The sequence below is a fragment of the Streptomyces sp. NPDC007991 genome (assembly GCF_042958445.1).
Classification (GTDB): domain Bacteria; phylum Actinomycetota; class Actinomycetes; order Streptomycetales; family Streptomycetaceae; genus Streptomyces.
Window position 1 is genome coordinate 239,780 of record NZ_JBIBJD010000007.1, and the last position, 21,068, is coordinate 260,847.

At 72.8% G+C, this 21,068-nt stretch carries 18 protein-coding genes, 1 pseudogene and 1 riboswitch; of the genes and pseudogenes, 10 read left to right on the forward strand and 9 right to left on the reverse strand.

The features are described 5' to 3' along the window. Nucleotides 1-10: 10 nt before the first annotated feature. The 6 genes from ACFZDA_RS21725 to ACFZDA_RS21750 all read right to left on the reverse strand — a co-directional run bounded on the left by ACFZDA_RS21725 (nucleotide 11) and on the right by ACFZDA_RS21750 (nucleotide 8,908). Nucleotides 11-1,189 (reverse strand): FAD-dependent monooxygenase, encoded by a 1,179-nt coding sequence (locus ACFZDA_RS21725; protein ID WP_391083818.1) that lies wholly within the window; start codon nucleotides 1,187-1,189, stop codon nucleotides 11-13. After that, on the reverse strand, nucleotides 1,186-2,745 hold the full coding sequence (locus ACFZDA_RS21730) for an AMP-binding protein (protein WP_391083820.1): 1,560 nt from the start codon (nucleotides 2,743-2,745) through the stop codon (nucleotides 1,186-1,188). The genes ACFZDA_RS21725 and ACFZDA_RS21730 overlap by 4 nt, the downstream gene beginning before the upstream one ends. Before the next feature lie 23 nt (nucleotides 2,746-2,768). Next, complete coding sequence (locus tag ACFZDA_RS21735; protein WP_391083823.1) at nucleotides 2,769-4,292, reverse strand: AMP-binding protein; 1,524 nt, start codon at nucleotides 4,290-4,292, stop codon at nucleotides 2,769-2,771. Further along, nucleotides 4,289-7,405 carry an aminodeoxychorismate synthase component I gene (gene pabB, locus ACFZDA_RS21740; protein ID WP_391083826.1) on the reverse strand — a complete coding sequence of 1,039 codons (3,117 nt, stop codon included), beginning with the start codon at nucleotides 7,403-7,405 and terminating at the stop codon, nucleotides 4,289-4,291. The genes ACFZDA_RS21735 and pabB overlap by 4 nt, the downstream gene beginning before the upstream one ends. 30 nt (nucleotides 7,406-7,435) lie before the next feature. After that, entirely contained in the window at nucleotides 7,436-7,972 is a 537-nt protein-coding gene (locus tag ACFZDA_RS21745; protein ID WP_391084585.1) for a hypothetical protein, read from the reverse strand. 81 nt (nucleotides 7,973-8,053) lie between these two features. Further along, complete coding sequence (locus ACFZDA_RS21750) at nucleotides 8,054-8,908, reverse strand: DMT family transporter (protein ID WP_391083829.1); 855 nt, start codon at nucleotides 8,906-8,908, stop codon at nucleotides 8,054-8,056. A 121-nt stretch (nucleotides 8,909-9,029) separates the two neighbouring features. Between ACFZDA_RS21750 and ACFZDA_RS21755 the strand changes: the two genes are divergently transcribed. The 5 genes from ACFZDA_RS21755 to ACFZDA_RS21775 all read left to right on the forward strand — a co-directional run bounded on the left by ACFZDA_RS21755 (nucleotide 9,030) and on the right by ACFZDA_RS21775 (nucleotide 14,019). Beyond that, complete coding sequence (locus ACFZDA_RS21755) at nucleotides 9,030-9,386, forward strand: hypothetical protein (protein ID WP_391083831.1); 357 nt, start codon at nucleotides 9,030-9,032, stop codon at nucleotides 9,384-9,386. 16 nt (nucleotides 9,387-9,402) lie between these two features. After that, on the forward strand, nucleotides 9,403-10,584 hold the full coding sequence (locus ACFZDA_RS21760; protein WP_391083834.1) for a glutathionylspermidine synthase family protein: 1,182 nt from the start codon (nucleotides 9,403-9,405) through the stop codon (nucleotides 10,582-10,584). 35 nt (nucleotides 10,585-10,619) lie between these two features. Continuing rightward, nucleotides 10,620-10,705: riboswitch (ZMP/ZTP riboswitch) on the forward strand. Between the two features lie 32 nt (nucleotides 10,706-10,737). Next, nucleotides 10,738-12,186, forward strand: a complete 1,449-nt coding sequence (locus tag ACFZDA_RS21765) for a glycine hydroxymethyltransferase (RefSeq protein ID WP_086565119.1) — start codon at nucleotides 10,738-10,740, stop codon at nucleotides 12,184-12,186. 101 nt (nucleotides 12,187-12,287) lie between these two features. Next, nucleotides 12,288-13,301: a tryptophan--tRNA ligase gene (trpS, locus tag ACFZDA_RS21770; RefSeq protein WP_391083838.1), complete on the forward strand. Its 1,014-nt coding sequence runs from the start codon at nucleotides 12,288-12,290 to the stop codon at nucleotides 13,299-13,301. 139 nt (nucleotides 13,302-13,440) lie between these two features. Continuing rightward, nucleotides 13,441-14,019: a 2'-5' RNA ligase family protein gene (locus tag ACFZDA_RS21775; RefSeq protein ID WP_391083840.1), complete on the forward strand. Its 579-nt coding sequence runs from the start codon at nucleotides 13,441-13,443 to the stop codon at nucleotides 14,017-14,019. A gap of 12 nt (nucleotides 14,020-14,031) precedes the next feature. Here ACFZDA_RS21775 and ACFZDA_RS21780 read toward each other — a convergent pair whose 3' ends face one another. After that, nucleotides 14,032-14,787 (reverse strand): decaprenylphospho-beta-D-erythro-pentofuranosid-2-ulose 2-reductase, encoded by a 756-nt coding sequence (locus tag ACFZDA_RS21780; RefSeq protein ID WP_391083843.1) that lies wholly within the window; start codon nucleotides 14,785-14,787, stop codon nucleotides 14,032-14,034. 19 nt (nucleotides 14,788-14,806) lie between these two features. Then, nucleotides 14,807-16,189 carry an FAD-binding protein gene (locus tag ACFZDA_RS21785; protein WP_391083845.1) on the reverse strand — a complete coding sequence of 461 codons (1,383 nt, stop codon included), beginning with the start codon at nucleotides 16,187-16,189 and terminating at the stop codon, nucleotides 14,807-14,809. A gap of 133 nt (nucleotides 16,190-16,322) precedes the next feature. Here ACFZDA_RS21785 and ACFZDA_RS21790 point away from each other — a divergent pair, with 133 nt between their 5' ends. From ACFZDA_RS21790 to ACFZDA_RS21805, 4 genes and pseudogenes are all read left to right on the forward strand, one after another. Beyond that, entirely contained in the window at nucleotides 16,323-16,844 is a 522-nt protein-coding gene (locus ACFZDA_RS21790; protein WP_391083848.1) for a phosphatase PAP2 family protein, read from the forward strand. After that, on the forward strand, nucleotides 16,837-17,781 hold the full coding sequence (locus tag ACFZDA_RS21795; RefSeq protein WP_391083851.1) for a decaprenyl-phosphate phosphoribosyltransferase: 945 nt from the start codon (nucleotides 16,837-16,839) through the stop codon (nucleotides 17,779-17,781). The genes ACFZDA_RS21790 and ACFZDA_RS21795 overlap by 8 nt, the downstream gene beginning before the upstream one ends. Then, the gene (locus tag ACFZDA_RS21800; RefSeq protein ID WP_391083854.1) at nucleotides 17,778-18,230 is read left to right on the forward strand and encodes a GtrA family protein; all 453 of its coding nucleotides are present in this window, start codon (nucleotides 17,778-17,780) and stop codon (nucleotides 18,228-18,230) included. Before ACFZDA_RS21795 ends, ACFZDA_RS21800 begins: the two co-directional genes overlap by 4 nt. Continuing rightward, nucleotides 18,218-19,147, forward strand: a pseudogene (locus ACFZDA_RS21805) (YihY/virulence factor BrkB family protein); the annotation flags it as partial. The gene ACFZDA_RS21800 and the pseudogene ACFZDA_RS21805, both read left to right, overlap by 13 nt. 277 nt (nucleotides 19,148-19,424) lie before the next feature. On the opposite strand, the gene ACFZDA_RS21810 reads toward ACFZDA_RS21805, so the two are convergent. Further along, complete coding sequence (locus ACFZDA_RS21810) at nucleotides 19,425-20,732, reverse strand: D-alanyl-D-alanine carboxypeptidase family protein (protein WP_391083857.1); 1,308 nt, start codon at nucleotides 20,730-20,732, stop codon at nucleotides 19,425-19,427. Between the two features lie 91 nt (nucleotides 20,733-20,823). On the opposite strand from ACFZDA_RS21810, the gene ACFZDA_RS21815 reads away from it, so the two are divergent. Next, complete coding sequence (locus ACFZDA_RS21815; protein ID WP_010047056.1) at nucleotides 20,824-21,063, forward strand: SCO4848 family membrane protein; 240 nt, start codon at nucleotides 20,824-20,826, stop codon at nucleotides 21,061-21,063. Nucleotides 21,064-21,068 lie beyond the last annotated feature (5 nt).

The following is a 21,068-nucleotide window of genomic DNA, read 5'->3' on the forward strand; positions in this document are numbered from 1 at the left end:
ACCGCCTCCTTCAGTACTTGCGTCCCGCCACGGCCGGCGCCCCGTGCCGGGGCCCGTACGGCGCGTGCTCCAGCCACGACCCGCACCACGGCAGCACCGGCGCCAGCGCCGCCGCCGTCCGCTGCCTGACCCGGACGATCCGGCGGCGCGGACGCAGATGGTCCAGGGCGGCACCGGCGGCGGCACTGTTGAACAGGGCCGCCGCCCGCCGCACCTCGGCGAAGCGGGCGACCGCCTCGCCGGTCCCCGCGGCGATCGCCTCGGCGGCGGCCGCCGCGTCCGCGATCCCGCTGTTCATGCCGCGCGCCCCGAACGGCGGGAAGAGATGCGCCGCCTCGCCGGCCAGCAGCACCCGCCCGTGCGGATCGGTGAACGAGGCCGCCACCTTGCGCAGGAAGCGGTACGTCGACACCCACAGGATCCGCTCGCCGTAGCCGTCCCCGACGACCGAGGGCAGCCAGCGCCGTACGGCCTCCTCGGTGCCGTACCCCTCCGGCCGGTCGTCGTCCCGGCACTGGAGGTCGACCTGGAAGCCCCCGGTGAACGGCACCCGCATCACACTGCGTCCGCCCACCCCGGGATGCTCGTAGTGGAAGACCCGCTCCAGCGGCAGCTCCGCGCCCGGCACGTCGGCGACGTCCACGACGACGTGGAAACCCTCGCCGTGCGTGCCCTCCAGGGCGATGCCCAGCTCCCGCCGGACCATGGAGCGGGCCCCGTCGGCGGCGATCGCGAACGCGCCGGACCACACCCGCCCGTCCTCACCCGTCAGCCGGACCTCCGTCCCCGTGGCGCTCACGCCCGTCACGCGCGCGCCCCATACGAACTCCACCCCGGCCCGCGCACACGCCGCCCGCAGGAACCGCTCGGTGTCCGTCTGGCGCAGACTGGTGAAGGGCGGCGGACCGGACGGCGGCGGGAAGGTGCGGGCGTACACCTCACGCCCCCGGTAGAGGGTGCGCCTGGTGTGCCAGGTCCGCCCGTACGAGGTGATCTCGGCGGCGAGGCCGGGCCGCATCGCGTCCAGCAGGCCGAGGGTCTCCCGGTGCACGAACAGGGCCCGGCTGCCGGGCCGTTCACGGTCCTCCGGCTCCGCCTCCAGCAGGACGGCCGGCAGCCCGTGCGCCCGCAGCGCCAGCGCCGCCGACAGGCCCACGGGACCGGCGCCCACGACCAGGACCGGGGTCATGCCCGGACGCCTTCGGTGAGCATCCGGGCGATCTCCACCCGCTTCACCTTCCACGTCGCGGTCATCGGCAGGTCCTCGAACCGCCACTGCCGCGGCTCGGCCATCTTCGGCAGCCCTGCCGTGGCCCGCCGCCAGCGCTCCGGGTCCAGGGGCCGCTCACCGCGCACGCACACCACCGGCACCGGCTCCCGGTCCGTGCCCGGCACGATGACGACCTCGCGCAGTTCCTCCAGCCGGGACATCAGTGCGTCCTCGACCTCCAGATTGCTGTGCACGGCGTCGATCTGGTCGACTTCCCGGTCGATCAGGTACAGCGCGCCCAGACGGCTCCGGTAGCCCATGTCGCCCATCTCCCACCAGCCGTCGGTGAGCTGACGGTCGTAGCGCTCCGGCATGCCGAGGTAGGTGAGGATCCGGCCCCGGGTGCGGGCCTCGATCCGGCCGGGGGTGCCGGGCGGGACCCGCCCGCCGCCGGCGTCGGTGACCCGGACCCGGGTGAAGCCGGGTATCCCGAACCCGACCCGGCGCCCGTCCGCGCGGGCCGCGCTGCGCCGCGTCACCACCTGGAACGCCACCGGGCCCGTCTCGCTCTGCCCGTACAGCTGGACCAGCCAGGGCGTACGGCGCCGCGAGGCGCCCAGCAGCCGCCGGACGGTACGCGGATGGATCGCGTCGAAGGTGGAGCCGTACGCCCGCACCCGGGACAGCGGGGCACCGGGCGCGTCGGCCAGCTCCTCCCACAGCACGAACGTGTTGGGGTGCGTCTCCACGATGCCGGGCCGGTGCCGGACCAGCAGCGGGCCCACCGCGGCCGGATCCGGGTCGGTGATCAGCACCAGGGGGCTGCCGAAGTGCAGCAGGACGCCGAGCAGATGGTAGAAGCGCGAGTGCACGAACGACATGTGCAGCGCCGCCGGCTCGCCCCGCGTGGGCCAGCCCATCGCCTGCTGCGGCACCAGCCGGTTCCACATGGTGTGCGCGCAGTGCACGGCCAGTTTGGGAACACCGGTGGTGCCCGAACTGTGCGTGATCAGGGCGGGTTCGCGGGGGTGCAGCCGGACCGGCGGGGGAGGCTCGGCACCGGCGTACTTCGCCAGGGGCTCGGCCCCGGCCGCGTCGTCCACGCAGAGCGTCCGCCGCACCAGCCCGGACAGGGGCAGCGTGCTGAGGCCCTCCAGTGTGGCGCTGTCGGTGACCAGCCAGGGGCGGCGCAGCCGCTGAAGGAGCTGCCCGGCCACCGTGGGGGCCAGCGTGGGCGACAGGAGCACCGGCACGGCTCCGATCCGGGAGACCGCGCAGGTCAGCAGCATGAGGTCGACGTTGTCCGCCTTGTGCACGACGACCTGCTCCGAGGGCCGCACCCCGGCCTCCCACAGTCGCCCGGACAGGTCCTCGACCAGATCGGCCAGCACGGTGTAGCTCAGGTCGACCCCGAGGGCCGGGGCGACGTCCAGCGGCCGGTCCAGGGTGACGAAGACGGCCCCGTGCCGGTCGGCCGCACGCCGGAACACCGGTCCCAGATAGAAGCCGCGGTCGGTGGACAGGGGTGCTCGCATGCGGTCGTTCCTTTCTACGGGGCTCACCAGGCGCCCCGTCGCACCAGGTGGCGGCGCAGCTTCCCGGTCGGGGTGCGCGGCAGTGACGGGACGAAGCTGACGCTGCGGGGGACCTTGAACGCGGCGAGGCTCTGACGCGCCAGGCCGATGAGCTCGTCCGCCAGGCCGTCCCGAACCGGCGTGGCCGGCACCACGAAGGCCCGCAGCCGGCTCGCGCCCCGCCCGTCGGGCACGGCCGCGACCGCCACGTCCCGCACCGCCGGATGGCCGCGCAGCACGGCCTCCACCTCCAGCGGCGCGACGGTGATGCCGCCGACCATCTCCATGTCGTCGGCCCGGCCCAGATGACGGAAGGAGCCGTCCGGTTCGCGGCACGCCCGGTCGCGGGTGGCCAGCCAGCCGCCGACCAGGGTCCGGGCGGTCTCCTCGGGCCGGTTCAGATAGCCGGGCGTCACCGTCGGCCCGCGCACCCACATCTCGCCCTCCTCGCCGTCCGGCACCGGATGGCCGTCCCCGTCCCGCAGCTCCACCTCGAAGCCGGGCACGGGACGGCCGACGGTGCCCGGGTGGTTGTGGGAGAAGCCGTTGGCGCAGAACGCGTGACCGGCCTCCGTGGAGCCGATCTGCTCCAGCACGGGCGCGCCGAGCAGCGCGGTCACCTGCCGGGCGAGCCCCTCGGGCAGCCCCTCGCCGGCCGACACCGCGGCCCGCACCGAGGCGAAGCAGCCCTCGTGCCCGTTGCCCCGCTCGGCCACCAGCGCGGCGTACGCGGACGGCACGGAGTACAGCAGCGTCACCCGGTGCCGGGCGACGAGTTCGTCGATGGTCGCCGGGGTGGGGCGCCGGTCCACCAGCACCGCGGACGAGCCGGAGAACAGCGGGAAGACGAAGGCGTTGCCGAAGCCGTAGGCGAAGAACAGCTTCGACACGGACAGCGTGACGTCCTCCGCGGTGATCCGCAGCACCCGCCGGCCGATGAGGTCGTGGTACGTCCGCGGATCGCCGTGCGTGTGCACGACGCCCTTGGGGTGGCCCGTGGTGCCGGAGGTGTACTGGACGTAGAGCGGGGTGTGCGCGTCGGCCCTGTGGGCGGGCGCGGGCGCGGCGGCGGGGGCGAGCGCCATGAGCTGGTCGGCGCCCAGACGGGCCCGTCCGGCGAACCGCTCCTCCAGGCCCGGCCCCGTCACACAGAGCACGGCCCCGGTGTCCTCGGCCAGGAACGCGTGGTCGGCCGCGGGGAGTTCGGGGTTGACCAGGACCGCGACGGCGCCGAGACGAGCGGTGGCGAGGAAGGCCGTCACCCAGGCGAGGGAGTCGGGCAGCGCCAGCAGCACCCGGTCCCCGGGACGCACCCCGTGCCCGTCGAGCACGGTGGCGGCCCGGGCCGCGAGGTCGTGCACCTCGCCGTGGGTCCAGGCCCGGTGCCCCTGGTGGAAGGCGGTCCGCCCGCCCCACCCGCGCCGCTCGGCGAGCTCCGCGAGGTGGGACGCGAGGTTCCCGGGCGCCTCGGTCTCGAAGGGGTGCAGCACGGTCTGCGGACTGGTCATCGCCGGGCCTCCCCGGCCGCCCCGGCCCGGTCACCCGGCGGGGCCGGCCGCCGGATCCGGTCGGCCGTGTGCTGGTGCAGGGCCCGCATCGGGGCCGCGGTCTTCAGCAGCATCTCCTCGTACTCCGCGTCCGGATCGGAGCCGAGGACGATCGCCCCGCCCGCGCCCAGGTGCATCTGGCCGTCGGCGAACACGGCGGTACGGATGACGATGCTGAGGTCCGCGCCGCCGCCGCATCCGAAGTAGCCGAGGGCGCCCGAGTACACGCCCCGGGCCTCGGACTCCAGCGAGTCGATGATCTCCAGCGTGCGCAGCTTCGGCGCGCCGGTCATGGAGCCGCCGGGAAAACAGGCCCGGACACAGTCCACCGCGTCCGTGTCCGCCCGCAGGCTGCCCCGCACGGTCGAGACGAGCTGGTGCACGGTGGCGTACGTCTCCGTGGCCATGAGCTTGGAGACCCGTACCGAGCCCGTCCGGCAGACCCGGCCCAGGTCGTTGCGGAGCAGGTCGACGATCATCAGGTTCTCGGCCCTGGTCTTGGCGTCCGACGCCAGCGCGTCCCGCAGCCGGGCGTCCTCCTCCGGCCCGGCACCCCTCGGGGCCGTCCCCTTGATGGGCCTGGCCTCGGCGGTGCCGTCCCGCCCGATCCGCAGGAACCGCTCGGGCGAGGACCCGGCCACCTCCAGCTCCCCGAACCTCAGGAACGCCGCGTACGGGGCCGGGTTGTCGCGGCGCAGCGTCCGGTAGAACTCCAGCGCGTCGGGCGGTGCGGGCAACCGGGCGGCGTTGGTCAGGCAGACCTCGTAGCTGGTGCCCGCGCGCAACTCCCGCTTGCACGCCTCGATGTCCGCGAGGTACGTCGCCCGGTCGCGCACCAGCCACGGCTCGGCGGCGCCCGGGTCCGCCGGGGCGGGCGGCGCCACGGGCAGGGGCGGTCGCTGCCCCGCCACGCAGGTGAGATCGGCCAGGGCGCTCTCCAGCCAGTCCGCGGCCTCCCTCGCGGCCTGTGGAGTGTCCTCCGCGAGGCAGACGGCGTACGTGAAGCCCTCCTGGTGGTCCACCGCGATCACCCGGTCGGCGAACAGCCAGGCGGCGTCCGGGACGGGGGAGCGGTGCCGGTTGGGCGACCCGCAGTCCGCCTTCACCTCGTAGCCGAAGTAGCCGACGTAGCCCCCGGTGAAGTCGAACGGCAGCCCGGTCGCGTCCACGCGGCGGTTGCTCAACTGCCGCTTGAGATAGTCGAAGACACTGGCCGCGACCTTCCTCACCGGCCGTCCCGCCCGCTCGATCTCACAGTGCCCGGCTTCGACGTCGTACCGTACGAACTCGGCGAGCGGCCCGCTGCCGTCCCCGAAGAACGAGAACCGCGACCGCCCCGGCTCGACCAGCGAACTGTCCAGCCAGAACGCCCGCGGGGCCCCGGCGTACATCCGCCCGAAGGCCGCCTCGACATCCACGGCCCCGACGATCCGCCGACTGTGCAGCCGATACCTCACGCGGTGGGGGCGGCGGGGCCGGGGGATGGTGGCGGCGGGGGCGGAGTCCCTGACCGCCCCGCCCTCGCCAGGGGCCTGACGCCCTGCGGGCAGCTCACCCTCGCGGTCGTCCGTCCCACCGGAGGGGGCGTCCCCACCGGAGGACCCGGCCACGGGGGCCCGGCCGGGGGCGGCGGCCGGACGAGCTCCGGGGGCGGGCGCGGCCCCGGCGACCGCCATCACGCCGTCCCCAGCCCCGGCCCCGCCGGCCGGGCCAACCCCGTCGGCCGGGCCAACCCCGCCGGCCGCCCCGGCCGCGCCGGACGGGTCAACCCCGTCGGCCGCCCCGGCCTCGTCGGCCATCCCGGACCCGCCGGACGGCACGGCGTCGGCGGGTGAACCGGCGTCGGTGGCGGGATCGGCGGGGCCGGACGGGCGAGGTGCGGTGGCTGGACGGGTTCCGGAGGGAGGCACGTCCCTGGCGGATGCCATCGCCCCGTCGGCCATCCCGGCCCTGCCGGCCGGGCCACCCCCGGCAGACGTCATCGCCCCGTCGGCCATCCGGGCCCCGCCGGACGGCACGGCGTCGGCGGGTGAACCGGCGTCGGTGGACGGACCGGCCCCGGAAGACGACACGGCCCTTCCGTACGGCACGCCCTCGCTCGGCCACCCTTCCCCGGCGGTGGGCGCACCCCTGCTGGACGACCCGCTCTCGGCGGTGGGCGCACCCCTGCTGGACGACCCGCTCTCGGCGGTGGGAGCACCCCCGCCGGACCACCCTTCCCCGGCGGAGGGCGCACCCCCGCCCGACCACCCGCCCCCGGCGGACGGCACACCCCCGCCCGACCCCCCGCCCCCGGCGACCGACACAGTCACCCCGGCCCCCGGGATCACCACAGCCCGGCCCGCGGCCGCGGCCGTCGGCCGGCGGGTCGATGTCGGTGACAGTGACAGCCCCGCCTCGCACTCCGGTACCACCACCCGGCGTCGGACCGTCTCCGGGGACGGGGACGGGGACGGGGACGGCACCGCCGTGTTCTTCGTGCGGAGCTTGCCCGCCCGCTTCGCGGTCAGGTTGCGGAAGTTCACGAGCATGCGATGGCCGAACTCCGTGAGGACGGACTCCGGGTGGAACTGCACGCCCCACAGCGGCCGGGTGCGGTGCCGCAGGCCCATCAGGACGCCGTCCTCCGCCCAGGCCGTGGCTTCCAGCATCTGAGGCAGCGGCTCACGCACGGTCAGCGAGTGGTAGCGGACGGCTGTGAAGTTCTGCGGCAGGCCCTGGAACAGGTCACGCTCGTCATGCCGGATCGTGGAGAGATGCCCGTGCCGCGGCTCCGGCGCGGGCCCCACCACCCCCCGCTCCCCCAGCGCGATCCCCTGATGGCCGAGACACACGCCGAGCACCGGAACCGGGGAGGTCGCGACCAGCCGGGCGGCGATGCCGAAGTCACGCGCCTGAGCCGGGTGTCCGGGCCCCGGGGACACCACCAGGTTGTCGAACTCCCGGAGATCCGGCACCCCGTCGACGGCGGCGTCGTTGCGGACGACCACCGGCTCCTCGCCATTGACCTCGGCGATCAACTGGAACAGGTTGTACGTGTACGAGTCGTAATTGTCGATGAGCAGGGTCTTCACCCGCCCACCTCCCTCTGTTCGTTCGCGGGCCTACATGGCCCGGCGTTTGTGCCGGCCGCGGAGCGCCTGGAGCGACGGGTACAGCCATTTCCGGAAGAAACGCTGGAGCCGCGGCATGAGAATCCAGGTGACAAGAGCCGTCACGCACAGACATAACAACAACGTGCGGATCAGCGCATTGAGGTCACCGAGATAGGGAAGCACCGTCAGATTGAACAGGAGCACCGGCGGGAAAACCGCGCTCATATTCACGAACCACAGTTTCCATTTCGACGGCGGAGCAGGTGGCGCGGGTGTCAGAGTCTGCGCCTCGAACCAGGCCCGGGCCCCCGGCACCCGTCTGCGCTCCGTCTCCTGGGCGAGTCCTTCCAGCCGGGCGTCCCACTGTGCCCGGGAGGGCGATTTCTCCCAGGCCAGGGCCGAACCCTCGCTGGCGAAGCGATAGACGACATGCCACTCCGCCCCTCCGTCGACAAGTACCCCACCCCCCAGAAACCCCGGTTGCCGCGCGGTCGCGCCCAGCATGGCCCACCCCCAGGAGTGGAAGTCGGCCGCACGGCCCGGCATCACGCGATAGGCCACGGTGACCGTGACGGGATTACTGGTCACGCCGTCCCATACGGAAAGCGGTTCACCGGCGTTCAAATTTCAACGAACCATTTTCCGATCATCCGGAACGTGAAGCTTTCCAGCAGGTGGGGCCTGACCGAACCGCGCCAGCGCCAGCGCTCCGGCCACCGCCACCGCGAAACCGAGCACCGCTGCCCAGCCCAGCCCGGGCCGCGTACGGTCCCCGAGCCACACCACGCCGATCAGCGCGGGCGCGACCGTCTCCCCGAGCACCAGCCCGGCCGTCGCGGTGGTCACCGACCCGCGCTGCAGGGCGGAGGTCAGCAACAGGAACCCGGCCCCGCCGCCCAGCAGCAGCGCGTACACCGCCGGGTTCGTGACGAGCGCACCGGGAGTCAGCCCGTCGATCAGCCGCACCGCCACCTCCACCACCCCGAACCCCAGCCCCGCACCCAGCCCGAGCGCGAGCGCCCGCCCCCGCTCCGGCAGCCGCCCTCCCACCGCCCCGAGCAGCAGCACCCCGCCCGCCGCCGCGAGCATCGCCCACGTCAGCCACGCCGGCCCGCCCTCGTCGCCCTCCGCCCCGGACGCCAGCCCCAGCAGCGCGAGCCCGCCGCACACCACTCCCACCGCCGCCCACTCCATCCGGCTCAGCCGCACCTTGAGCAGCCGCGCCGCCACCACGGCCGTCACGGCGAGACTCGCGGCCAGCGCCGCCCCCACGGCGTAGATCGGCACCGACCGCAGCGCGACGATCTGGAGCAGGAACCCGAGCCCGTCCACCCCGAGTCCGAGCAGATACCGCCACTGCCGCAGCGCCCGCCACAGCAACGCCACGTCCCCGCCCGGCCCGCTCGCCACCGCCCGCGCGGCCATCGCCTGCAACACCGTCGCCGTACCGAAGCAGACCGCCGCACCAAGGGCGCACAGCATTCCAAAAATCACAAAACGACAGTAGGGGAGGGGGCGTGAACCGGGGGCCGTGCACGCCCGTTCACACCGGTCTCTAGGCTGACCACTCGGCAGTACCTGACAGGGACACGGGGAGACACGCATGGCGGAAACACGGCGACGACTGCGCTCGAGCACGGTGGTGCTGGGCGGCATGGGCGTCCTCGCGGCGGCCCTGTCCGCGTGCGGCTCCGACCCGGACCGCCGCTGCGTGGACCGGGACAGCTACGACTACATCAACGGCTACAAGATCGTCGCCGACAAGAACTGCACGTCCGGCTCCTCGTACTCCTCCGGCAAGGGCCGCAAGAAGACCGGCGGGACCAGCACCGCGAACGCCGACTGGTACTACGACGCCGACGTCAGCGGCCGCTACGCCGACAACGGCACCTTCAGCCGCAGCGAGGCCGTCGACCGCGGCGGCTTCGGCTGCTCGGGCTCCGGCAGCGGCGGCGGCTGACCGGGGTCGTACGCACATGGAACGCCGCACCCTCACCCCCCGCCCCGGCTGGCAGCAGACCGTCGAGGAACAGGGCCTGATCTACCCCCTCACCCGCTACCCCGACGACTCCCTGCGCCCCTACTGGGACGAAAGCGCCTACTACGCCTTCACCCTCCCGGAGATCGAGGCGCTGGAGGAGGTCGTCGAGGAACTCCACCGCATGTGCCTGGCGGCGGCCGACCACATCGTCACCGAGGACCGTTTCGCGGACCTGGGCATCACCGACCCCCGTGTGGCCCGGACGGTCGCCGAGTCCTGGCACCGGCGCGCCGAACTCCCCTCCGTCTACGGCCGTTTCGACCTCCGCTACGACGGCACCGGCCCGGCCAAGCTCCTGGAGTACAACGCCGACACCCCCACCTCACTGGTGGAGGCCGCGTCCCCGCAGTGGTTCTGGATGGAGGACCGCTTCCCCGGTGCCGACCAGTGGAACTCCCTCCACGAACGCCTGATCGACGCCTGGCGGAAACAGGCCGCCCTGCTCCCGCCGGGCAGCCCCCTGTACTTCGCGTACTCCTCCGCCGACGAACTCGGCGAGGACATGATGACGGTCGCCTACCTCAAGGAAACGGCCGAGCAGGCAGGCCTGGCCACCGACTGGATCGCCATGGAGGAGATCGGCTGGGACCGCCTCTCCGGCCGCTTCGTCGACAACCGCCTCCGCTTCATCCGCAGCATCTTCAAGCTCTACCCCTGGGAGTGGCTCACCACCGACCGCTTCGCCGACCACGTCCTGGACACTCTCGACAACGGCGGCGGCACGGGCACGACCCTCTGGATCGAGCCGGCCTGGAAAATGCTCCTCAGCAACAAGGCCCTGCTCGCGATCCTCTGGGACCTCTACCCCGACCACCCCAACCTCCTCCCGGCGTACCTGGACGGCCCCCGGGACCTGCCCACGAAGGGCTGGGCGGCCAAGCCTCTCCTGGGCCGAGAGGGCGCGGGCGTCACGATCCACGAGCCCGGCTCCCCTCCCACCCTCCGCGACGAACCGTGCTGCTACCAGCAACTGGCCCCCCTCCCCGACTTCGACGGCAACCGCGTGGTCCTGGGCGCATGGGTGGTGGACAACGAGTCGGCGGGCCTGGGTATCCGCGAGAGCTCGGGCTTGATCACGGACGAATACGCCCGTTTCCTGCCGCACGTGATCTTGTAGACAGCCTCAGGGGCACGTACTTACCCGGTAGGCTGACCGGGGGCCGTGACTGGCGCGCTGGGATGGACAAACCATCGGGGAGCGGCCCAGCCGACGAGGGCCGTGCGCCTGGGCCGTACCGTGAACGCCGAACGCAACGTCCGGAGGTCCCCCATGCCAGCCGAGCCCCTCTCCACCGCTTCCACCGCCTACCGCGCCGCCCTCGACGTCATCCGCGCCGTCGAACCCCGCGTAGCGGACGCCATCGGCCAGGAGGTCGCCGACCAGCGCGAGATGCTCAAGCTGATCGCCTCGGAGAACTACGCCTCACCGGCCACACTCCTGGCGATGGGCAACTGGTTCAGCGACAAGTACGCCGAGGGCACCATCGGCCGCCGCTTCTACGCCGGCTGCCGCAACGTCGACACCGTCGAGTCCCTCGCCGCCGAGCACGCCAAGGAACTCTTCGGCGCCCGCCACGCCTACGTCCAGCCGCACTCCGGCATCGACGCCAACCTCGTCGCCTTCTGGTCGGTCCTCGCCCAGCGCGTCGAGGTCCCGGCCCTGGAGAAGGCCGGCGCCCGCCAGGTCAACGACCTCTCCGAGGCCGACTGGGCGGAGCTGCGCCGCGCCTTCGGCAACCAGCGCATGCTCGGCATGTCCCTGGACGCCGGCGGCCACCTCACCCACGGCTTCCGCCCGAACATCTCCGGCAAGATGTTCGACCAGCGCTCCTACGGCACGGACCCGGCCACCGGCCTCATCGACTACGAGGCTCTGCGCGCCTCGGCCCGTGAGTTCAAGCCGCTGATCATCGTCGCCGGCTACTCGGCCTACCCCCGTCTGGTGAACTTCCGGATCATGCGCGAGATCGCCGACGAGGTCGGCGCGACGCTCATGGTCGACATGGCGCACTTCGCGGGCCTGGTCGCGGGCAAGGTCCTCACCGGCGACTTCGACCCGGTCCCGCACGCCCAGATCGTGACGACGACCACCCACAAGTCCCTGCGCGGCCCGCGCGGCGGCATGGTCCTGTGCGACGACTCCCTCAAGGACCAGGTCGACCGCGGCTGCCCGATGGTCCTCGGCGGCCCGCTCCCGCACGTCATGGCCGCCAAGGCGGTCGCCTTCGCCGAAGCCCGCCAGGAGTCCTTCCGCGACTACGCCCAGCGCATCGTCGACAACTCCCGCGCTTTGGCCGAAGGCCTGATGCGCCGCGGCGCGACCCTGGTGACCGGCGGCACGGACAACCACCTGAACCTGATCGACGTCGCCTCCTCCTACGGCCTCACCGGCCGCCAGGCCGAGGCCGCGCTGCTGGAGTCGGGCATCGTCACCAACCGCAACGCCATCCCCGCCGACCCGAACGGCGCCTGGTACACCTCCGGCATCCGCATCGGCACCCCGGCCCTGACCACCCGCGGCCTCGGCACGGCGGAGATGGACGAGGTCGCGGGCCTGATCGACCGCGTCCTGACCACCACGGAGCCGGGCACGACCAAGTCGGGCGCCCCCTCCAAGGCGGCCCACGTCCTCGACGCGAAGATCGCCGACGAGATCAGCCACCGCGCGACGGACCTGGTGGCGGCCTTCCCGCTGTACCCGGAGATCGACCTCGGCTGAAGCGCCCCGTGAGGGGCGCGGGGAACTGCGCGACCAGCCACAACCGGTCCGCAGTTCCCCACCGCCGAAACCACCCACGGCCCTCTGAGACAATAAGCAACATGGCCTCTGACCGACCCCGCGTGCTCTCCGGCATCCAGCCCACCGCCGGCTCGTTCCACCTCGGCAACTACCTCGGCGCCGTCCGCCAGTGGGTGGCCCTCCAGGAGACCCACGACGCGTTCTACATGGTCGTCGACCTGCACGCGATCACCATCCCGCAGGACCCGAAGGACCTGCGGGCGAACACGCGCCTGGCCGCCGCCCAGCTGCTCGCCGCGGGCCTCGACCCGGACCGCTGCACGCTCTTCGTCCAGAGCCACGTCCCCGAGCACGCCCAGCTCGCCTGGGTCATGAACTGCCTCACCGGCTTCGGCGAGGCCAGCCGGATGACCCAGTTCAAGGACAAGGCCGCCAAGCAGGGCGCGGAGCGCGCCTCCGTCGGCCTGTTCACGTACCCGGTCCTCCAGGTCGCGGACATCCTGCTCTACCAGGCGCACGAGGTCCCGGTCGGCGAGGACCAGCGCCAGCACGTCGAGCTCACCCGCGACCTCGCCGAGCGCTTCAACGGCCGTTTCGGCGAGACCTTCACCGTCCCGAAGCCGTACATCCTCCGCGAGACGGCGAAGATCTACGACCTCCAGGACCCGTCGATCAAGATGAGCAAGTCGGCGTCCACGCCGAAGGGCCTGATCAACCTCCTGGACGAGCCGAAGGCCACGGCCAAGAAGGTCAAGAGCGCGGTCACCGACACCGACACGGTGATCCGTTACGACGCCGAGAACAAGCCGGGCGTCAGCAACCTCCTCACGATCTACTCGACCCTCACCGGCGAGACCATCGGCGAACTGGAGGAGAAGTACACCGGCAAGATGTACGGCCCGCTCAAGACCGACCTCGCCGAGATCATGGTCGACTTCGTGACGCCGTTCCGGGAGCGCACCCAGCAGTACCTGGACGACCCGGAGACACTCGACTCGATCCTGGCCAAGGGCGCCGAGAAGGCCCGCGCCGTCGCCGCCGAGACCCTCGCCCAGGCGTACGACAGGGTCGGCTTCCTGCCCGCCAAGCACTGAACCCGCTCCCGCGCACAGCCGTACCACCCACAGCGCTGTACATCACGTCGGTTGCGCCTGCCTGGAACCGGGTCGTGGCCGTACAGTCGATAACCGGGTGGTCGTATCAGCGACCCGCATCCAAACGACAGGAGACGACGTGGGGACCGTAACGATCGGTGTCTCGATCGCGGTCCCGGAGCCTCACGGCAGCGAGCTCCAGCAGCTGCGCGCGGGCTTCGGCGACGCCTCGGCTCACGGCATCCCCACGCACGTCACCCTGCTGCCCCCGACGGAGATCGACGAGTCCGCCCTGCCGGCCGTGGAGGCGCATCTGACCGAGGTCGCCGCGGCCGGCCGGCCGTTCCCGATGCGGCTGTCGGGGACCGGCACGTTCCGGCCCCTGTCCCCGGTCGTCTTCGTCCGGGTCGTCTCGGGCGCGCAGGCATGCACCCGGCTCCAGGAGCAGGTCCGCGACACCGCCGGGCCGGTCGCACGCGAACTGCAGTTCCCGTACCACCCCCACGTCACCGTGGCGCACGGCATCGAGGAAGCGGCGATGGACCGCGCCTTCGAGGAACTCGCCGGCTACGAGGCGGAGTGGCCCTGCACCGGCTTCGCCCTCTACGAACAGGGCGCCGACGGCGTCTGGCGCAAGCTCCGCGAGTTTCCCTTCGGCGGCTCGGTCGTCCCGCCCCAGGCCGGACATGTGGAGCGCGGCTCGGTCCCGACCTGGTGATCCGCCCCTAGGTCAGATCGGCAGCCGCCGGAACACCCCGCGCGGCATGTGCCGCAACGCCGACATCACCACGCGCAGCGCGCCCGGCACCCACACCGTCTCCGAGCGGCGCCGCAGCCCCAGCTCGACGGCCGTCGCCACCGCCTCGGGCGTGGTCGCCAGCGGCGCCTCGGGCAGCCCGGCCGTCATCCGCGTCCGCACGAAGCCGGGGCGGACCACCATGACGTGCACGCCCGTGCCGTGCAGCGCGTCGCCCAGGCCCTGCGCGAAGGCGTCGAGGCCGGCCTTGCTGGAGCCGTAGATGAAGTTGGCTCGGCGGGCCCGCTCGCCCGCGACGGAGGACATCACGACCAGCGAGCCGTGCCCCTGGGACTGCAGCGAGCGGGCGCACACCAGGCCCGCCGAGACCGCGCCGGTGTAGTTGGTCTGCGCGACCCGCACCGCCGCCTCCGGATCCCGCTCGTCACGGGCCTGGTCGCCGAGCAGGCCGAAGGCGAGCAGCACCATGTCGATGTCGCCCTCGGCGAAGACCTTGCCGAGCACGGCCTCGTGGGAGGTGGGGTCGAGCGCGTCGAAGGCGACGGTGTGCACATCCGCCCCCAGTCCGCGCAACTTCCCGGCGGCCTCCTCCAGGGCGGGCGACGGGCGGCCGGCCAGCCAGACCGTGCGGGTGCGGCGGGCGATCAGCCGGCGGGCGGTGGCCAGCGCGATCTCCGACGTACCGCCGAGGACGAGCAGGGACTGGGGGAGACCGAAGGCGTCCTTCATGACAGCTCCTAGGGATCGCTCAGAGGTGGAGACGGCGGGCCAGGTCGGACACGAACACCCCGTGCGGGTCCAGTTCGGCGCGCAGGGCGCGGAAGTCGTCCAGGCGCGGGTACATGGCCGCGAGCAGTTCCGGGCGCAGCCGGGCGTCCTTGGCGAGGTAGACGCGTCCGCCGGCGGCGGCGACCTCCTCGTCGAGTTCGTCGAGGAACGCCCCGAGGCCGGGCAGGCCCGCCGGGATGTCCAGCGCCAGCGTCCAGCCGGGCACCGGGAAGGACAGCCAGCCCGGGTCGGACTCCCCGAAGCGCTTGAGGACGGCCAGGAAGGACGGGCAGCGGCGTTCGGAGATCCGGCGCACGATGCGCCGCAGGGCGTCCTCCCGGCCGTAGCCGACGACGAACTGGTACTGCACGAAACCACCCCGGCCGTAGACGCGGTTCCAGTGCGGCACGCCGTCCAGGGGGTGGAAGAACGCGGAGATGCGCTGGAGTTGGCCCGACCGCGCGCGGGGGGCCTTGTGGTACCAGAGCTCGTTGAAGAGGCCCACGGTCGTGCGGGTGAGCAGGCCCTCGGGGAGGAGCAAGGGGGCGGCCGGGAGGCGGGAGGTGCGGAAGGACAGCGGGTCCCGGCGCAGGCGGGCGGGCAGGGCGTCCAGGGGCGCGTGGTCGCCGCGGGTGAGGACCGCGCGGCCGGTGGCGGCGCCCCGGGCCAGCAGGTCGATCCAGGCGACCGAGTAGCGGTAGCGGTGGTCGGTGGCGGCCAGCCGGGCCATCAGGTCGTCGAGGTCCGCCGCCCGTTCGGTGTCGACCGACATCAGCGAGGACTCGACCTGCTGGAGCCGGATCGTCGCGGTGAGGATCACCCCGGTCAGTCCCATGCCGCCCGCGGTGGCCTCGAACAGGGGCGTTCCGGGGATCACCGTGCGGATCTCGCCGTCGGCGGTGAGCAGTTCGAGGGCCAGCACGTGCCGGGCGAAGGAGCCCGAGACATGGTGGTTCTTGCCGTGGATGTCGGCGCCGATCGCCCCGCCGACGGTGACGTAGCGCGTGCCGGGGGTGACCGGCACGAACCAGCCGAGCGGCAGCAGCACCTCCATCAGCCGGTGCAGGGAGACACCCGCGTCGCACAGCACGGTGCCGCCGTCGGCGTCGATCGCGTGGACGCGGTCCAGGCCCGTCATGTCGAGCACGGACCCGCCCGCGTTCTGCGCCGCGTCCCCGTACGCCCGTCCCAGGCCCCGGGGGATCCCGCCGCGCGCCCCGCAGTCGCGGACGGCCGCCGCGGCCTCCTCGTACGTCCGCGGGCGGATCAGCCGGGCGGCGGTGGGAGCGGTGCGGCCCCAGCCGGTGACGGTGGTGTGGTCCAGGCCCATGACGTCCGGGTCGGAATCGGTGTCGGCAGACATGTCCGAGACCGTATCGCCCTTGTGTGAGCTATTAGTTCGACAACATGGCATGCCTCCCCGAAACGGGTGATTAATGGGATGTCGCTCAATATTGCCGGAGTTCAGGCCAGGTGGGCGTGAACAGTGAGTCCACATGGACGACCTCGACGACCTGCACGACATGGACCACCGCATCGTTTCGGCGCTCAGGGCGTGCGGCACCGACCCGCGCGTGGCAGGCGCCGTACGCACCCTGTCCTGGGCGGGGGAACACGCGGCGCTCTGGCTGGCGGCGGGGCTCTCCGGAGCCGCCGTCGACGGCCGCAGACGCGGCGCCTGGCTGCGCGGCACGGCGCTCACCGCGGGGGCGCACCTCGTCAGCATGGGGGTGAAGCGGATCGTGTGCCGCCCGCGCCCCGCGCATATCGAGCCCCTGGTGCGCACCGCCGGCCGGCACTCCTTCCCCAGCTCCCACGCCACCTCCGCCGCTGCCGCCGCCGTCGCCTTCGGCGCCCTGGGAGCACGCGCCGTCCCGCCGCTCGCCGCCGCCGTGTGCGTCTCGCGGCTGGTGGCCGGCGTCCACTACCCCTCGGACGTCGCCGCCGGCGCGGCCCTCGGCGCGCTCACGGCCCGGCTCGGTGCCCGCTGGATGAGGGGAGGGGCCCACCATGGCTGAGACGGCCATCCTGCGGCAGCGCACCCACCAGGAGCAGTCCCCGCCACCTGGCAAAGGCGGCGTCCTGGCCGGTCTCCTGCGGACCGCGCGGCCCAAGCAGTGGGTGAAGAACGTCCTCGTGGTCGCCGCCCCGGCGGCCGCCGGCCAGCTCTTCTCCCGGCACGCCCTCCTCCAACTCGCCCTTGTCTTCGTCCTCTTCACCGCCTGCGCCGCCGCCGTCTACCTCGTCAACGACGCCCGCGACGCCGAGGCCGACCGCGCCCACCCCACCAAGAGGCACCGCCCGGTCGCCGCCGGACAGGTCCCCGTACCGCTCGCCTACGCCGTCGGCGGCTGCCTGGCCCTCCTCGCGCCCGCCGCCGCGGCCTGGCTGTCCTCCCCGGCCGTCGCCGCCCTGCTGACCGCCTACCTCGCCATGCAACTGGCCTACTGCGTCAGCCTCAAGCACGTCCTCGTCGTCGACCTCGCCGTCGTCACGACCGGCTTCCTGATGCGGGCCATGGTCGGCGGACTCGCCCTCGGCATCCCGCTGTCGCGCTGGTTCCTGATCACCACCGGCTTCGGCGCGCTGTTCATGGTGTCGGCCAAGCGCTACTCCGAAGCCGTCCAGATGGCCGGAAAGGCGGGCGCCACACGCGCGTTGCTCACCGAGTACACCACCGGCTACCTCCGCTTCGTCTGGCAGCTCGCGGCCGGTGCCGCCGTCCTCGGCTACTGCCTGTGGGCCATGGAGGAGGGCGGTGTCCCGCACACCAGCGTGCTGCCCTGGCGGCAGCTGTCCATGGTCGCCTTCATCCTGGCGATCCTCCGGTACGCCGTCTTCGCCGACCGCGGCACGGCCGGCGAACCCGAGGACGTCGTCCTGCGCGACCGGGCGCTCGCCCTCATCGGCCTGGTGTGGGTGGCGATGTACGGCCTGGCGGTGGCCAATTGGTGACCACGCGCGCGTGGTCCGCCCCCACGGCTCCCGGCCGCCGGGAACTCCTGGGCTTCGCCGCCGTCGGTCTCCTCGCCTACGCCGTCGACCTGGCCCTGTTCACCTGCCTGCGCGGCCCCGCCGGACTCGGCCCGCTCACCGCCAAGGCCCTGTCCTTCGTCGCGGCCTGCTCGGTGGCCTACGCGGGCAACGCCCTGGGCACCTACCGGGACAGGCGGATCAGCGGCCTGCGCCCCTACGCCGCGTTCTTCCTGGTGAACCTCGCCGGCGCCGCCGTACAACTGCTGTGCCTGGCCGTCAGCCACTACGGCCTCGGACTCACCTCGCAGCGCGCCGACACCGTCTCCGGCGCGGTCGTCGGCATGGCGTTGGCCACAGTCCTCCGGTTCTGGGGTACCCGTACATGGGTCTTCCGGGCGGAGGGCAGAGTCGGATCATGGACTGGCTGAAAAGGCTCCCGGTCGTCGGGCCGTGGGCGGAGCGGCTGATGATCACCCACGCGTGGCGGTCGTACGAGCGGCTGGACCGCGTGAAGTGGACGCGGCTGGCCGCCGCGATGACCTTCACGAGTTTCGTCGCGCTGTTCCCGCTGCTGACGGTGTCCGCCACCATCGCCGCCGCCACGCTCAGCACCGAGCAGCAGAACAAGCTCCAGGACAAGCTCGCCGAGCAGGTGCCCGGCATCTCCGACCAGCTGGACATCGCCGGCCTGGTGAACAACGCCGGCGCCATCGGCCTCATCGCGGGCGCGCTGCTGTTCTTCACCGGTGTCAGCTGGGCCGGCTCGATGCGCGAGTGCCTGCGCGCGGTGTGGGAGCTGCCCGAAGAGGAGGAGAACCCGCTCCTGCGCTACGCCAAGGACGCGGGCGTCCTGATCGGCCTCGGCGGCGCGCTCCTCGTCACGATCGCCGCCTCCACCGTCGCCTCCGCGATGATCGGCTGGATCACCCGGCACCTGGGCATCGACGAGGGTGGCTGGAGCGGCGTCCTGCTGCACATCGCCGCGTTCCTGATCGCCGTGCTCGCCGACTTCCTGCTGCTGCTCTACGTCCTGACCCTGCTGCCCGGCGTCGAGCCCACGCGCCACCGCCTGGTCGTGGCGGCGCTGACCGGCGCGGTCGGCTTCGAACTGCTGAAGCTGCTGCTCAGCGGCTACTTGCAGGGCGTGGCCGCGAAGAGCATGTACGGCGCGTTCGGCGTGCCCGTCGCACTGCTGCTGTGGATCAACTTCACCTCGAAGCTGGTGCTGTTCTGCGCCTCCTGGACGGCGACGCGGAGCAAGCAGGACGAACTCCCGGAGGGCGCGGAGGGCGCGGAAAGCGCGGAGGACGTGGAAAGCGCGGAGGGCGTGGAGGGCGCGGATGGCCGGGACGACCAAGACGGCCGGGACGGCCAGGACCGCCGGGATAGCCCGGACGACCAGATCAGCCGGGACAGCCCGGACCGCCGGGACGGCCAGGACCGCCGGGACGGCCAGGACCGCCGGGACGGCCAGGACCGCCGGGACGACCGGGGCCGCCGGGACAGCCCCGACGACCAGAACCGCCGGGACCGCCCCGACGACCAGAACCGACGGGACCGCCCCGACGACCAGGACAGCCCGGACCGCCCGGAGGGCCGGTACAGCTCCGGCGGCCCCGGTGTCAGGGGCGAGTCCGGCGGTGCACCAGATCCGGCAGCGGCCAACGGCGGTTGACCAGGAACGCGCCGCCCGCGAGCAGCACCAGCACACCGCCGATGATGCCGAGCGCGATCCCGATGCCGCCGGAGCCGTCCGCGGTCCGGGCGCCGGCCACCGGCTTCGCACCGGTCCCGGCCGTGCCGCCCGCGCCGCTCCCGGAGCCGCCGGCCTCACCGGAGGGGTTCGCGCCGGGCTCGGAACTGGCCTGCGCGGCGCCCCTCGGCGGCACCAGCTCACCCACCGGCTGCACCTTCCCGGCCGCCTTGAACCCCCAGTCGAACAGCTGCGAGGTCTCCTTGTAGACCTCGTTGTGCTCCGGCTTCTCCGGGTGCATCACGGTCACCAGCAGCACCTTGCCGTCCCGCTCGGCGACGCCGGTGAACGTGGCGCCGGCGTTGGTGGTGTTGCCGTTCTTGACGCCGGCGATGCCCTGGTAGACGGGCAGGCCGGCGTCGCCGCTCAGCAGCCGGTTGGTGTTCTGGATCTCGAAGGACTCGCGGACGGGCTTGCCCTTCTTGCCCTTCTTCGTCTGGCCCGGGAACTTCGCGCTGACCGTCGAGCAGTACTCCCGGAAGTCCTTCTTCTGCAGCCCCGAGCGGGCGATCAGCGTCAGGTCGTACGCCGACGAGACCTGCTTCGGGGCGTCGTAGCCGTCCGGGCTGACGACGTTCGTGTCGAGGGCCTGGAGCTCCTCGGCGTGCTCGTTCATCTCCTTGACGGTGTTGTCGACGCCCTTGTTCATCGCCGACAGCACGTGCACGGCGTCGTTGCCGGAGCGCAGGAAGACGCCGAGCCACAGGTCGTGGACGGTGTAGGTCTCGTCCTCCTTTATCCCGACCAGGCTGGAGCCCGCGCCCATGCCCGCCAGGTCGGAGGGGACGACCTTGTGCTTGGCCGTCTTCGGGAACTTCGGCAGCAGCGTGTCCGCGAACAGCATCTTCAGCGTGCTCGCCGGGGCCAGCCGCCAGTGCGCGTTGTGCGCGGCCAGCACGTCACCCGACTCGGCGTCGGCGACGATCCAGGAGCGGGCGCTCACGTCCTTCGGCAGCACCGGCACGCCGCTCGCCAGGTTCGCCTGCGTGCCCGGCTGCCCGAGCCGGGCGCCGCCCACGGTGGACATCGACGCCGGGGGAGTGGCCGACGGGCTCGCCGACGGACTGCCCGAGGGGCTCGGGGCCGCGACGGCGGCGGGCGCGGCCAGGGCGAGGGACGACAGGACGGCGGAGGTGACCAGCAGGGATCGCCTGACGGTCTTCTTCGGAGCGGGCACGATCGGAAACGTACATGCCGTTCGGGGGGAAGTCCCGCCCGTGCCCCCACCCCGGGAACGGAACCGGACAGGGGGTGGCGATACTGGAGCCATGAAGCTCAGCCGCCCCGTCTCCTGGTTCCTGCTCGCCTTCGGGGTGTGGAGCTGGGTCATCTGGATCACTTTCGTCAAGAACCTTGTCAAGGACAGCAGCGGACTCGCCTTCGACGACGGTCATCCCACGGCGTACTTCTGGGTGCACCTGCTGCTCGCCGTCGTTTCCTTCGTATTGGGGACGGCCATCGGGGCCATCGGGTTGCGTGGTCTGCGCGCACTGCGCCGGACGTCATAACGGCA

Excerpts from the sequence above, each read along its gene's own strand:
- ACFZDA_RS21725 (WP_391083818.1), bottom strand. The coding sequence starts at position 1,189 with ATGACCCCGGTCCTGGTCGTGGGCGCCGGTCCCGTGGGCCTGTCGGCG.
- ACFZDA_RS21730 (WP_391083820.1), bottom strand. The coding sequence starts at position 2,745 with ATGCGAGCACCCCTGTCCACCGACCGCGGCTTCTATCTGGGACCGGTG.
- ACFZDA_RS21735 (WP_391083823.1), bottom strand. The coding sequence starts at position 4,292 with ATGACCAGTCCGCAGACCGTGCTGCACCCCTTCGAGACCGAGGCGCCC.
- ACFZDA_RS21745 (WP_391084585.1), bottom strand. The coding sequence starts at position 7,972 with ATGCCGGGCCGTGCGGCCGACTTCCACTCCTGGGGGTGGGCCATGCTG.
- ACFZDA_RS21750 (WP_391083829.1), bottom strand. The coding sequence starts at position 8,908 with ATGCTGTGCGCCCTTGGTGCGGCGGTCTGCTTCGGTACGGCGACGGTG.
- ACFZDA_RS21755 (WP_391083831.1), top strand. The coding sequence starts at position 9,030 with ATGGCGGAAACACGGCGACGACTGCGCTCGAGCACGGTGGTGCTGGGC.
- ACFZDA_RS21760 (WP_391083834.1), top strand. The coding sequence starts at position 9,403 with ATGGAACGCCGCACCCTCACCCCCCGCCCCGGCTGGCAGCAGACCGTC.
- ACFZDA_RS21765 (WP_086565119.1), top strand. The coding sequence starts at position 10,738 with ATGCCAGCCGAGCCCCTCTCCACCGCTTCCACCGCCTACCGCGCCGCC.
- trpS (WP_391083838.1), top strand. The coding sequence starts at position 12,288 with ATGGCCTCTGACCGACCCCGCGTGCTCTCCGGCATCCAGCCCACCGCC.
- ACFZDA_RS21780 (WP_391083843.1), bottom strand. The coding sequence starts at position 14,787 with ATGAAGGACGCCTTCGGTCTCCCCCAGTCCCTGCTCGTCCTCGGCGGT.
- ACFZDA_RS21785 (WP_391083845.1), bottom strand. The coding sequence starts at position 16,189 with ATGTCTGCCGACACCGATTCCGACCCGGACGTCATGGGCCTGGACCAC.
- ACFZDA_RS21790 (WP_391083848.1), top strand. The coding sequence starts at position 16,323 with ATGGACGACCTCGACGACCTGCACGACATGGACCACCGCATCGTTTCG.
- ACFZDA_RS21795 (WP_391083851.1), top strand. The coding sequence starts at position 16,837 with ATGGCTGAGACGGCCATCCTGCGGCAGCGCACCCACCAGGAGCAGTCC.
- ACFZDA_RS21815 (WP_010047056.1), top strand. The coding sequence starts at position 20,824 with ATGAAGCTCAGCCGCCCCGTCTCCTGGTTCCTGCTCGCCTTCGGGGTG.